Source organism: Paenibacillus sp. LHD-38, from assembly GCF_031157315.1.
Classification (GTDB): domain Bacteria; phylum Bacillota; class Bacilli; order Paenibacillales; family Paenibacillaceae; genus Pristimantibacillus.
The window spans coordinates 1-11,900 of the sequence record NZ_JAVIFU010000033.1 but is presented as its reverse complement, the minus strand read 5'-3'; the positions used below and the strand labels follow the sequence as shown (position 1 = coordinate 11,900).

14 protein-coding genes, 1 rRNA gene and 1 riboswitch are annotated in these 11,900 nt (G+C 43.7%); of the genes, 2 read left to right on the top strand and 13 right to left on the bottom strand.

Features of this window, described 5'->3' with window-relative positions:
• Window positions 1-155: 155 nt before the first annotated feature.
• Window positions 156-336: riboswitch (cyclic di-AMP (ydaO/yuaA leader) on the bottom strand.
• Between the two features lie 184 nt (window positions 337-520).
• Window positions 521-1,294, bottom strand: coding sequence for a TatD family hydrolase (locus RCO25_RS23570; RefSeq protein WP_308998570.1), 774 nt, complete (start codon window positions 1,292-1,294; stop codon window positions 521-523).
• A gap of 17 nt (window positions 1,295-1,311) precedes the next feature.
• Window positions 1,312-2,610 (bottom strand): HD domain-containing protein, encoded by a 1,299-nt coding sequence (locus RCO25_RS23565; RefSeq protein ID WP_308998569.1) that lies wholly within the window; start codon window positions 2,608-2,610, stop codon window positions 1,312-1,314.
• 271 nt (window positions 2,611-2,881) lie between these two features.
• Between RCO25_RS23565 and RCO25_RS23560 the strand changes: the two genes are divergently transcribed.
• Window positions 2,882-3,136 (top strand): AbrB/MazE/SpoVT family DNA-binding domain-containing protein, encoded by a 255-nt coding sequence (locus tag RCO25_RS23560; protein ID WP_028609554.1) that lies wholly within the window; start codon window positions 2,882-2,884, stop codon window positions 3,134-3,136.
• Window positions 3,137-3,265: 129 nt separating this feature from the next.
• Here RCO25_RS23560 and rsmI read toward each other — a convergent pair whose 3' ends face one another.
• The 10 genes from rsmI to RCO25_RS23510 all read right to left on the bottom strand — a co-directional run bounded on the left by rsmI (window position 3,266) and on the right by RCO25_RS23510 (window position 10,737).
• Window positions 3,266-4,147, bottom strand: a complete 882-nt coding sequence (gene rsmI / locus RCO25_RS23555) for a 16S rRNA (cytidine(1402)-2'-O)-methyltransferase (protein WP_308998568.1) — start codon at window positions 4,145-4,147, stop codon at window positions 3,266-3,268.
• Window positions 4,144-4,812 (bottom strand): tRNA1(Val) (adenine(37)-N6)-methyltransferase, encoded by a 669-nt coding sequence (locus tag RCO25_RS23550; protein ID WP_308998625.1) that lies wholly within the window; start codon window positions 4,810-4,812, stop codon window positions 4,144-4,146. Before RCO25_RS23550 ends, rsmI begins: the two co-directional genes overlap by 4 nt.
• 160 nt (window positions 4,813-4,972) lie before the next feature.
• Complete coding sequence (locus RCO25_RS23545; RefSeq protein WP_308998567.1) at window positions 4,973-5,374, bottom strand: initiation-control protein YabA; 402 nt, start codon at window positions 5,372-5,374, stop codon at window positions 4,973-4,975.
• A gap of 62 nt (window positions 5,375-5,436) precedes the next feature.
• The gene (locus RCO25_RS23540; protein WP_053373398.1) at window positions 5,437-6,240 is read right to left on the bottom strand and encodes a PSP1 domain-containing protein; all 804 of its coding nucleotides are present in this window, start codon (window positions 6,238-6,240) and stop codon (window positions 5,437-5,439) included.
• Window positions 6,241-6,243: 3 nt separating this feature from the next.
• The gene (gene holB / locus RCO25_RS23535; RefSeq protein ID WP_308998566.1) at window positions 6,244-7,221 is read right to left on the bottom strand and encodes a DNA polymerase III subunit delta'; all 978 of its coding nucleotides are present in this window, start codon (window positions 7,219-7,221) and stop codon (window positions 6,244-6,246) included.
• Between the two features lie 33 nt (window positions 7,222-7,254).
• Complete coding sequence (locus RCO25_RS23530) at window positions 7,255-7,698, bottom strand: YaaR family protein (RefSeq protein ID WP_308998565.1); 444 nt, start codon at window positions 7,696-7,698, stop codon at window positions 7,255-7,257.
• 16 nt (window positions 7,699-7,714) lie between these two features.
• A complete protein-coding gene (locus RCO25_RS23525; protein ID WP_054025787.1) occupies window positions 7,715-8,044 on the bottom strand; it encodes a cyclic-di-AMP receptor in 330 nt (109 codons plus the stop codon).
• Window positions 8,045-8,176: 132 nt separating this feature from the next.
• Complete coding sequence (tmk, locus tag RCO25_RS23520) at window positions 8,177-8,827, bottom strand: dTMP kinase (protein ID WP_308998564.1); 651 nt, start codon at window positions 8,825-8,827, stop codon at window positions 8,177-8,179.
• A gap of 114 nt (window positions 8,828-8,941) precedes the next feature.
• Window positions 8,942-10,441, bottom strand: coding sequence for an aminotransferase class I/II-fold pyridoxal phosphate-dependent enzyme (locus RCO25_RS23515; RefSeq protein WP_308998563.1), 1,500 nt, complete (start codon window positions 10,439-10,441; stop codon window positions 8,942-8,944).
• A gap of 104 nt (window positions 10,442-10,545) precedes the next feature.
• Window positions 10,546-10,737, bottom strand: coding sequence for a sigma factor G inhibitor Gin (locus RCO25_RS23510; RefSeq protein ID WP_308998562.1), 192 nt, complete (start codon window positions 10,735-10,737; stop codon window positions 10,546-10,548).
• Window positions 10,738-10,969: 232 nt separating this feature from the next.
• Between RCO25_RS23510 and RCO25_RS23505 the strand changes: the two genes are divergently transcribed.
• Window positions 10,970-11,500, top strand: coding sequence for a transposase (locus RCO25_RS23505; RefSeq protein ID WP_308998561.1), 531 nt, complete (start codon window positions 10,970-10,972; stop codon window positions 11,498-11,500).
• Between the two features lie 107 nt (window positions 11,501-11,607).
• Here the strand turns inward: RCO25_RS23505 and rrf are convergent.
• Window positions 11,608-11,724: ribosomal RNA gene (rrf, locus tag RCO25_RS23500) — 5S ribosomal RNA — on the bottom strand.
• Between the last annotated feature and the right edge of the window lie 176 nt (window positions 11,725-11,900).

Here is an 11,900-nt window from a genome sequence, read left to right as displayed (position 1 = left end):
CTACCTTATCGATCCTCCCACCCCCATCTTTAATCCCTATGTCGACATATTTCCGATTATTCGAAAATAAAAAGAAGCCGTCGACAGAGGATCTGTTTCGTGGCTTCCCGAGTAATTGATTACACTGGGATACAGAAAAATGGATGCACGAGGTTGATCACTCTCTATAACGCTTACGAGGTTAGCTGACGGATTCGGGCAAGAGAGTCGCCCTATTCGTTACACAATGCTCATGGCAAAGGCATCGAAATTCACCCCTGAAGAATTCAAAACACGGTACATTAACCCGCATCTGGTTCCCCCGCTCTCCAATTGGAGATTAAGCGCAAACTGGAAATCCAATACAAAATTTTATTGCTCTGAGATGAATCATACCCTCATACGAGGTCAATTGTAAAGATACGATAAAAGACGATTTAAGCGAAAATGGTGGATAAAGAGGGAAAAAATAAGCGATATTCAGTACAAAAATCACTTTTTACGCGATAAAGGTCTTTCATTCTCTTCATTTCTCTCATTTTCATACAATACCAAAACATTTTTTTCCGTTTTCGGTCGTAATTACGCCTATTTCTTCTACCGTTTTACCCAATAATTCGGCTGCGGTCTCTGCTACAAGCGATACAAAAGAGGACTCATTTCGCTTCCCTCTGAATGGATGAGGAGCCAAATATGGAGCATCGGTTTCAATCAAAATCCGATCGAGTGGTACCTGCTTCAGCACCTCTTTCGGCACCCTTGCATTTTGGAATGTAACCGGTCCTCCGAATGAAATATAGAAGTTCATATCCAAGCATTGCTTGGCCGTTTCCCAGCTGCCTGAGAAACAGTGCATAACACCTCCGACCTCAGCTGCATTTTCCTCTTGCAAAATGCGAATGACATCTTCATGCGCATCTCGATTATGGATGACAATCGGCTTTCCTACCTTGCGGGCAAGTCGAATTTGCTCCCGAAATACACGCTGCTGGACATCCTTCGGTGAAGTATCCCAGTGATAGTCAAGACCAATCTCACCAATAGCAACGACCTTTTCATGAGAGCATAACCGTTCGATCCATTCCAAATCACTAGGAGCCATATCAATGCTGTCTACGGGATGCCAGCCTACCGCTGCATAAATAAAATCGTATTTCTCTGCTAGCGCCATGGTTGTGGGAATTGTTTCACGGTTAAAGCCGATATTGACGAGCATATGCACGCCTGCGTCCTTGGCGCGCTGAATGACTTCGTCGCGATCCTCCTCGAACTTATATGAGTCTAAATGGGTATGCGTATCAAAAAGTAATGTCATATTTATGTCAGGCTCCTTTAAGCGAGTTTGAATAGGTTTTTTAGTTTTTCTGGGATTAAGTGTATATTTTTTTTGAGCGGCTCCTCTGGGTAATACAAATGATATTCACCTTGATGAAGCCCCGTAATTGAACGAACGATGTCGGATTTGGCAGATATTTCGCATATTTCATCCTGAACATCTAACAACAAAATCGGCGCTTTTTCTTTCTTTTCGCCTTCTTTTTTATCTGGACGGTATACGTCATACGGCAGGTCAAAGGGGAAGTCAATCTCCATATGATAGTCTGGATTCATTCCTATAGAAGAGAAGCAATCACTAATTTCATTTAGAAGTGCTTCATCAGGATCTTCGATGGTTATGTACTTATATAATTGACGGTTCATAAACCTGCTGCATAGATCGCTTAGCAAAGGATCCCGCTCCTCAGCCCATTGCGTGAAGGCCGTTTGAACCAAAGCCTCATCCAGCTTTAAATAGTCTTGGACCGTCATCGTGTTATGAATAAGCCCCTTAATCGGCTTCGGCATCCATTCAAATACGTACCCACCCACATAAAGCTCCTGCGCTCTACGAAATATTTGACGTAAAATAATCTCAGAGCTTCTTGTAACTGGATGGAAGTAAATCTGCCAATACATTTGGTAACGCGACATCAAATAATGCTCTACCGCGTGCATTCCACTTTCTTTGACAACAATTTTCCCTTTATAGGGACGTAATACACGCAAAATTCGTTCTAGATCAAACGTACCATAATTGACACCGGTAAAATAAGCATCTCTAAGCAAATAATCCATACGGTCCGCATCCATTTGACTGGATATTAGACTTACGACAATTGGCTTTGGATATGTTTTTTGAATGACTGCCGCTACCTGCGCAGGAAACTGCTCCGATACTGCACGCAGCACTCGATTGATTTCTGTATCCTCCAGCACGATTTTACATGTCCACTCTTCATGGTCCGTGTCGAATACTTCTTCTAATGAATGAGAGAACGGACCATGACCGACATCATGAAGAAGCGCTGCACAGAGTGAGACTAATCTTTCCTCAGCAGGCCAATCCGGATACCCGTTACGTTCAAACTGAGAAATAATTTTACGTGTAATTTCATATACGCCAAGCGAATGGGAAAAACGGCTGTGCTCAGCCCCATGGAATGTTAAATAGGAGGTTCCTAATTGACGTATCCGCCGCAGCCTTTGAAACTCTTTTGTGTTAATTAAATCCCAAATCGTTTGGTCTTGAACATAAATATAATTATGGACCGGATCCTTAAAAACTTTTTCTTCAGTCAGCTGTTGCTTCATCGTCTCTCAACTCCTTTGTTCATATTTTCGACACAAAAAGCGAATATGATGTCGAACAGTGTCGTAAATCAGTTTCCAAATTGTCGAAGCTGTTGTATTCTATTACAGAGTAATATGAGCCTAGTATCTAGTCAAATACTTATGGTAACGGCATTTATTGGCAATATTCCTAGTTGACTATTATGGTAATCGTTGGTATTATAGTATTCATAAAAGCAAAAACTATGTCGAACGATGGCGAAACATATTTTGAGAGGGGCAATGATAGATTATGATGAAATCTACTGGTATTGTTCGTAAGGTTGATGAGCTGGGACGCGTCGTTATACCAATCGAATTGCGTCGTACACTCGGTATAGGCGAGAAAGACGCACTTGAGATTTATGTAGACGGCGAGCGCATCATGCTTAAGAAATATGAGCCTGCATGTATCTTCTGTGGCAATGCAGAAAACGTTTCTTACTTCAAAGGAAAAATTGTTTGCCATATTTGTTTGTCAGAGATGCCTACACCTGTGACAAAATAAAAAAAATAGGTTATACTGTACTTATCAACTTGTTAATTCTAACCTTTTTTATACTCCTTGTTGCCTTCCTGCGCTTGAACCCGGCCAGGAAGGTCTTTTTTTGTCTTTTTTTCTTTTTAGAAACATTTTCTATCTATTTACCTCATTATATACATCCCGCTTCGGTAATCCTCGATCCACAGCAACCCTTTTAATCGCTTCTTTTCGGTCATATTGCTCTTCATAATGAGCAACATGTGCCTCTAGATCTAATTCTGACCACCAAATTTCGGGAAGCAGCTGTTCACTCGCCCCTATCCCCTCTGCCCCCTCGACTACAATACAAAACTCGCCCAGCGGCGGATGCTCTTCGAACCATTCCATACATTCCGTTACACGACCGCGTACTGCTTCCTCGTGACGTTTTGTCAGTTCTCTGACACAAGCAATTTGGCGATCACCGAGAACTTCCTGAAGTACCGCAAGTGTTTTGTTTATCCGATGCGGGGATTCGTAAAAAAGGAGAGTTCCTTTCTCGCTCTGCAGCTCCATCAGCCATTTCGTTAATGATTTTTTTTCCCGAGGCGGAAACCCTGCAAATAAAAACCGTTCAGTCGGTAAGCCTGAAATAATTAATGCGGACAATGCTGCATTCGCTCCAGGAACCGGAATAACAGGGATGTTATTTTCAATCGCTTCTTTTACGAGATCAGCGCCAGGGTCTGAGATAGCGGGCAATCCCGCATCGCTTACTAATGCAATAGATTGTCCCTCCAGCAGCAACCTAATCAGCTCGGGACCGCTTGCACGCTTATTATGCTCATGGTAGCTTACAATCCGTGTTCCAATCTCAAAATGAGTAAGCAGCTTACGCGTTTGCCTCGTATCCTCCGCTGCGATGAGCTGGACCTCCTTCAAGGTACGTATCGCACGAAAAGTCATATCCTCTAAATTGCCTATTGGCGTAGCAACTAAATATAGGCTGCCGGAACCTTCTTTGGCAGCATCAGTAAAGCTTTTTTGTATATTCAAACGATCTGCACCCCGTTTTCATAAACCATGATAGGTGGAAGTAGCTTAATATCAGGTTTTCCATCCCGCATAGCTTCTATTAGTACCATGTTTGCCTCCGCCTTTGCATGCGGATGGACAAATTGAATACGCTTTGGCTCAAGCCTCCATTTACGCATGGTTTCAACGATATCGAGCAGTCTTGACGGACGATGAACCATGGATACCTTGCCTCCGGGACGTACGAGCCGTGAGCATGCTTCTGCTACGTCATCCAGCGTACAGTGAATCTCATGCCTAGCGATGGCATAATGCTCATTTTCATTCTGATCTCCTGCCGTTACCGGCATGTAAGGCGGATTCACCGTTACTGCATCGTATACGCCGTTACCAGCTAGCTTTGGATATAATCGCAGATCCTGTTCAATGACAGTAATCTGTTCAGTCAACTGATTAAGCATTACGCTTCTTCTCGCCATATCCGCCAATCTCGGTTGAATCTCAACCGCATCGATCCGAGCATTCGTACGAGTCGTTAGTAGCATAGGAATAACTCCGTTACCCGTGCATAAATCTACGATACGGCCATGCCTTGGCACGCTTGCAAAGCGTGAAAGCAATACCGCATCAAGCGAGAAGCTAAATACTTCCCTGCTCTGTATAATTTTTAAGCCTGATTCTGTCATGAGATCATCAAGTCTTTCATTCTCTGCTAAAATAATTTGTTCCGACACGATTTAAGCCGCTCCTTTTAAGTATTCGGTATACATTTCTATAATTTTTCATGACCTGCTTAATAAAAATACCGCCCTTTGCGGCAAGGACGGCATGTCGATACGGATTCCATTATTTATTTAGAAAGGATAGACAGAACAAACAGTCACCCTCCGTCCGCAAATGCCCGTAATAAACGTTGCATATGTGGAATCCTTCATGATACAACCGGGTCAAATTATCGTGGCCTTCCCCAATCGCAACACTCGCTTCTGCAAATGATTGATTATTGGGCGAATGTGCCTCTTGATTTGCTCCCGATTTCTTGCCTTTAGCTGGCGCTTTAACTACTTCACGCTCCAGCTCTGCTTCTCTCTTAAACAACTGACGCAGCTGGTCGTTCTCTTCACTAAGTCGCTTATTATCCTCGAGCAGCTCTTTTACCTTCTGCTTCAAATCCGTAAGCTCCTTATGGAACACACCCACTTGGTTATCCAGCTCGTCCATTTTTGCGAATATATCGTTCTTCTCCAAGTTCCCACCCCAGAGCTTCAAGCGTGAGTGTAACCTCACCCGTGAGAATCGCACTCTGCCGCTTATTTGATGACGACATCATCCATCGACAGTTCTTTCGGTTTACCTGGTGTATCAAATAATTGAACATACACGCTTTTGGTAGATGTGTTAATACCCGTTACTTTACCTTCACCATATGAGGTGACTACGAATTTACCAATTGCCGGAAGCTCTTCACGAATGCTTTCGTAATTGTCATGCTCATATTTAAGGCAGCACATAAGGCGTCCGCATAACCCGGAGATTTTTGTCGGATTAAGCGATAAATTCTGATCCTTGGCCATCTTTATCGATACGGGTTCAAAATCGCCCAGCCAAGATGAACAGCATAGTACTCGTCCGCATGGACCAATCCCGCCTAGCATTTTCGCTTCGTCCCGAACCCCAATCTGTCTGAGTTCGATACGAGTACGAAATACGCTGGCTAAATCCTTGACTAGCTCACGGAAGTCGACTCTACCCTCTGCCGTAAAGTAAAAAATAATTTTGTTGCGGTCAAACGTAAATTCTACGTCAACTAACTTCATACGAAGCTGGTGACCTTTAATCTTTTCAAGACAAGTAGAAAACGCATTTTTGGCTGCTGCACGATTTTCTTCGACAACCTTTGCATCGACATCGCTTGCAATGCGTATTACTTTCTTAAGAGGAAGAACAACATCCGATTCACCGACTTGCTTCTGTCCCACCACCACTTTACCGTATTCGATTCCGCGTGCTGTTTCAACAATAACATGTTGCTCCTTATCCACGGGATGCTCAACCGGATCAAAGTAATAGATCTTGCCCGCTTTCTTGAAGCGGACACCGATGACATTATACAAGAATTAGCCCTCCTGTAAGTTTACCAATAGTTGCTCAAATGCGAGCTGTGGCGTAACATTTGCACGCATACGCTTACTCGCTTCTAACGTATGTTCGATGCAGGACACCCAGCCTGCGAACGAACGATTAAAAGCATGCTTGCTTATCCAATCTAACTGATCTATAAAAACGATGTTGTCCTGCCTGCCGGCCTGGAACTGTATCAAATCTTTAAACCATATAACTAATAACGACAACAGCAATTGTGTATGTTCCACTAAATCTGTTTTAAATAGCTGTTGTCCAGCAGTGATCATCGCCGCGGTGAATCGGGTCAAACTCTCCTTGCCTAATTGTATCACTAGGCTTCTGATTTCTGCAAACTGATTCTGCTGGAGAAATTGTCTTGCACCATCCAACCCTGATGTTAATTGAACAGCCGTTCGGCCTAAAACAGATGGAGCCCCCTCAGCAATAAGCGTTTGCAGCATAATTTCAGGTGACATCGGTAAGAATGGAACCCACTGTGTACGAGAGCGAATCGTAGGAAGAACGGCTTGTCCATTGTCGGTAATCAAAATAGCTACGACAGGAGACAACGGCTCTTCTAGAAACTTGAGCAAGCTGTTCGCTGCTTGCATCGTCATTTTGTCAGCCTGCGCGATCATATAGACTTTGCGCTTCGTTCCGCTATTGCGATAAGAAAAATCGCGCTGCAGCTCTCGAATTTGGTCGATTTTTATCGATTGGCCATCGGGTACGATCGTCGTTAAGTCTGTTTGGTTTCCGTGTTCAAACTTCCTGCACTCCAGGCACTCTCCGCATGCATCCGCACCGCCTGCCGTACAGAACAACGCTTTAGCGAACTCGCGTGCCATTGCCATTCGCCCAGTACCCGATGGACCGTTAAATAAATAAGCATGAGAAATTTTACCACTTTGCAGCGCATGTGACAAAATCCTCTGTGCTTTCCATTGCCCTGGAATTTGTTCAAGGCTCATCGTCGTTCCTAACCTTTCCCTGCTCTCTCCTCATTAAAATAACAAGTTAATAAGAAGACCACGTATCTCACCGATCCTGTTAAGCAAATCAATTCTTCCCTGCTCACTATCCAGTAAATCCTCGGCCATTGAGATAAGCGTGGCATCAATCTCATCCAGCAGTTTATATCGCTTAATTCGTCCTCTGCGATCAAAGCCTTTGACTTCCTTCAGAACGACTCCTCGCCTAATGGTGTCTTCCAAAAACTGCTTGATCATTTGACGGTAAAGTTTTAATTCGCGGACAGTCATTATTCTAGCCAACCGCTCGCCTTGTTTATGAATGTCCTGCAGCTTTTGTTGTAGCTGCTCTTGGGTACGATCAGCATCCTGTTGAACCATGACGTCGGCAAAGCTTCTTGACTGAACCTGCTTGTTTAACGCATCGTTGTTCGTTCTATTTTGCCCTAATGGCCGGAAGCCTTGATCAATTTTCATTTAATGTCACGCCCAATCAGAAATGCTCAAATCGTTCAACAGGCATTACGAATACCGCTGCGCCGCCGACCTGTACTTCAACAGGGAAAGGAATATAGGAATCTGTCGACCCGCCCATCGGAGAAACAGGCGTAACCAACTGGTCACGCACCTTACAATTTGCATTAATGACCTGCAGCACCTCATGCACTCTCTCGTCTTCAATACCAATCATAAAGGTTGTGTTGCCTGCTCTTAAGAAGCCGCCCGTACTTGCAAGCTTTGTGGCTCTAAATCCCTCACGCACAAGTGCATTCGACAACCGGTTGCTATCCTTATCTTGAATAACCGCAATTACTAATTTCATCTTCATTCCCCCTTGACTACTATTAGAATAGGTTATTAATAACTTGCGTTTGTTTCTTAGTGTGCCTTTGTATCCCTTAAAGCCTTTTAGCGAGAATAATTTCTATCCCTCAAAAAAGCCTATTGTTTAAAATTAGACATCGGTTGCAAGAAATCCTGCAAGTCGGCTGTCAATTGCCGTTAAAACGTCATTAAGCACCAATTCTGGACTTTGTTCGGCATCAATTCGCACGATTCGATCAGGATTTTGCTTCAGCAGCTGCAAATAGCCTTCTCGTACCCTTTCATGAAAGGAATGCTTCTCTAAATCCAGCCGGTTGATTTCCCGCTCAGACGCTTGCGAGATACGCTTCAGACCTACTTCAGGGGATACATCCATATAAATGGTCAAATCCGGCATAAGATCTTGGATAGCGAATCGATTTATTGCCCAAACCTCATCCATTCCAAGGCCCCTGGCATAACCTTGATAAGCGAGGCTGCTGTCTACGAAACGATCACAAATGACTATTTGCCCTTGTTCAAGCGCAGGTGCAACCTTTTCCACAAGATGCTGCCTGCGGGCAGCTGCATAAAGCAGAGCCTCCGTTCTTGCATCCATCGCGATATGCTCACGGTCCAAAATGACGGTACGAATTTGTTCCGCAATCGGGATCCCGCCAGGTTCCCTTGTCGTAGTGACCATTTTTCCCCTTTGAAGCATCTTATTCGATAGCTGTTCAATCAGTGTCGATTTGCCGGCACCTTCGCCGCCTTCTATGGTAATGAAAACACCTTTTCTCAAACTAAGGCTTCTCCTAACGTTTATGTTAACTATACTTTCTTCTATATTAACAAAGCGGTACCCCTTGTACAATGAAGAAATGCCTCATTCAACAAAACCTGCACTTATTCCAGCTCATTTAGGGTAAACAGCAATTGTTTGCATTTTCGGATCTGCTGCCCCTTGAAATTTTGTGCCTGCGAAGGCAAGCTGTGTGATATGCTCGATCATCGCCGCCTTTATTTTTTCTCCGGGGTACAAAATCGCAATACCCGGCGGATACGGCGTAACCATCTCAGCCGATATATGGTGTTCAGCCTCATGTAATAATATGCGTTCGCTTGTTTCCTTTTTAAACTCGCCTCTTGCAAATGAAACTGGCTCAGAAATGCTGCTGCATAAATTAACGGATACGCTCGGCGTTATGGGTTTAACTATTTCTCCTAATGTCCTGTTAGCAGCACTGCTCATTTTCTCAATGGCCAGGTGGAGTTTACGTATGTCCATTAAGGAAGTTTGAATGCCTAGTACAAGCACGACATACCGCGGATCAGCCATCTCAGCGAAACAACCCTGCTGCTCCAATTGCTTTTGAAGCTCAAAACCGGATCGCTGGCCGCTTTTATCATGGAGCACGATTCGTAAGGGGTCAAAATAAAGTTCCGTTTCTCCATCGTTACGCGTTTTCATTTCGATTATGTCCGATTGCTGTTCACTTAACCATTTGCGAAAAGCCGCTGCTGAATCCAGACTTTTTTGAAACATATCCTCCCCCAATGTATCGATCATTGCGCGGGAAATATCCATAGAAGCAAGAATCGGGAATGACGGGCTTGAACTTTGAATCATCGCTAATGACTGACGTAGCGTCTCTCTAGAAATTCTGTTTCCTTGGATATGAAGCAAGGCTCCCATCGTTAAGGTTGGCAATGTCTTATGTGCCGATTGTACTACTGCATCGACACCCTCGGATAACGCCGCGTTTGGAAATGAAGGATGCATTCCGAAATGAGCGCCATGTGCCTCGTCAATCAGAATTGGTTTATTTTTACGGTGTACAGCCTCAACATAAGGCCTTAGCTTTACACCCATTCCATAATAATTAGGGTTAGATAATAAGACAGCCTTGGCCTCAGGGTATGAGACGAGGGCTTCTTCTACTTGCAGAACAGTTGGTATGGTAGCTAGCCCAGACATAGGCTCAACTTGAGGCGTTAGAAATACAGCCTTAGCTCCAGCTAATTTCAATCCGTTTAGGATTGATTTGTGTACATTACGCTGCACAATAATAATATCATCCGGTTCGCAAACGGTAAGCAGCAAAGCAATGTTACCCGATGTACTGCCACCTACTAAAAAATAAGTCTCCTCCGCCCCAAAGGTATGAGCTGCCAATTGCTGCGCTTCTTGTATTGAAGCTTCAGGATGATGCAAATCGTCAGTAGAAGAGAGCTCGGTAACATCAATCTGCATGATTTTATAAAAGTAATCGATTATGTCGTCATTTGCTTTGTCTTTCCATTTAGACTGCTTAAGCGCTTGTCCTCCATGATGACCAGGCACATGAAATCCCGTCGGATGCGAAGTAACATGACGTACAAGCGCATGAAATAACGGTGCTATAAACGGCTTCATTATATTCTGACATTCCTTTCAAATAAACAAACATGTAGAACCTTCATCCTATTGTACATTAATAACAGGCAAAAAAAAGAACGGCTTCTTATGTCAGAAACCGCTCATGCATTTTCGCCCAAAAATATTTGTTTCATTTGATGAATGAAGAAAGGATATTTCGCATCTTTAACATCGGTTTTTACCATTTCTTCTTCACAGCTCTCACAAATGAAACCCGAAACTATTCGGATGCCTTGTCCTTCTTCCTTTTTCTCATAACAAATATTACATTGATACTCGCGATTATCGTCCATAACAATCCCCGCTTTCAGTTTGACCCTATATAGCTATTATTATGACACATAGTCTATCTATTTATACTTGTTTCATAGCGCATTTCAAATATTTATATATCGTATGCCCCATCTGGGCTAATGGTTACTAAATCAGTGAAATTGTTTCACTAAAGATATGGACAGATTGCTCGCAAAAACCGATATAGTTAACGAGAGTCCCTGTACTTTGAAATAGAAAGGACGTTCGACCATGCAGCAAAAATTGTCTGAGCAAAAAAATGCCACCATTTATCAATACCAGCTTGTGAAACGAAAGGTCATACGCCCGGAACTCATTCAAAGCCATTTGCTAATTGCGGCCATTTTATTGGCTTTTCAAATGCTTATGTACCAAATGGACGGTTTGTTTTCCTGGTTGTTCGGGTTCGCGGTGGTCCAAATCATACATATCGCAATAATACTGCTCACCTTTATTGGAGTAGACGAAGCCGCTGACCGCAAGTGGATTTGGCGAATTACACCGCCTTGGATCGGTTTTAAGCCTGCAAACGATATTAAGCTTCTATTATTCCGCCGAGTTCATCGACATATGTTTTGGATTGGCCTTTGTGCCATTGCCCTTCTATACCCTTGGATTAAAGAATCATTGATGATTAGCATCGTAAGCTGGCATCTATGGCTGCTTTTACCGCGTTTACTTCTCTCCTTCTCTTTCCGTAAAGAACAGAAGGATGGTGTGCTTCGACTCGAGGCTCGAGAAGCATCGTATTACCGTCGATAAACCAAAGGCCTTAGAAGCTCAAATAGAGCACTCTAAGGCCTTTGTTCTACCTATTCAACTCCAATGAAACAAAAAACCTATCGCATCACATGCGATAGGTTTCTCGTGCTTGGCGACGTCCTACTCTCCCAAGACCCTGCGGTCTAAGTACCATTGGCGCTGGAGGGCTTAACGGTCGTGTTCGGTATGGGAACGCGTGGTTCCCCTCCGCCATCGCCACCAAACGTAGCGTGTTTGCACGCTGAAAACTGGATACGAAAGTTAGGTTTGCTGAAACCTTCTAGCTGCTGTCTGCCGGATGTATGGGTCCGGGGCAAACTTAAGCGTATGCTTACGATGTAAGTTTGCTTCTCAAACTTTTTAGGATAAGCCCTCGACCGATTAGTATTCGTCAGCTGCA

Coding starts and splice junctions, on each gene's coding strand:
- RCO25_RS23570 (WP_308998570.1), bottom strand. CDS start 1,294: ATGACATTACTTTTTGATACGCATACCCATTTAGACTCATATAAGTTC.
- RCO25_RS23565 (WP_308998569.1), bottom strand. CDS start 2,610: ATGAAGCAACAGCTGACTGAAGAAAAAGTTTTTAAGGATCCGGTCCAT.
- RCO25_RS23560 (WP_028609554.1), top strand. CDS start 2,882: ATGATGAAATCTACTGGTATTGTTCGTAAGGTTGATGAGCTGGGACGC.
- RCO25_RS23550 (WP_308998625.1), bottom strand. CDS start 4,812: ATGACAGAATCAGGCTTAAAAATTATACAGAGCAGGGAAGTATTTAGC.
- holB (WP_308998566.1), bottom strand. CDS start 7,221: ATGAGCCTTGAACAAATTCCAGGGCAATGGAAAGCACAGAGGATTTTG.
- RCO25_RS23530 (WP_308998565.1), bottom strand. CDS start 7,698: ATGAAAATTGATCAAGGCTTCCGGCCATTAGGGCAAAATAGAACGAAC.
- RCO25_RS23525 (WP_054025787.1), bottom strand. CDS start 8,044: ATGAAATTAGTAATTGCGGTTATTCAAGATAAGGATAGCAACCGGTTG.
- RCO25_RS23515 (WP_308998563.1), bottom strand. CDS start 10,441: ATGAAGCCGTTTATAGCACCGTTATTTCATGCGCTTGTACGTCATGTT.
- RCO25_RS23510 (WP_308998562.1), bottom strand. CDS start 10,737: ATGGACGATAATCGCGAGTATCAATGTAATATTTGTTATGAGAAAAAG.
- RCO25_RS23505 (WP_308998561.1), top strand. CDS start 10,970: ATGCAGCAAAAATTGTCTGAGCAAAAAAATGCCACCATTTATCAATAC.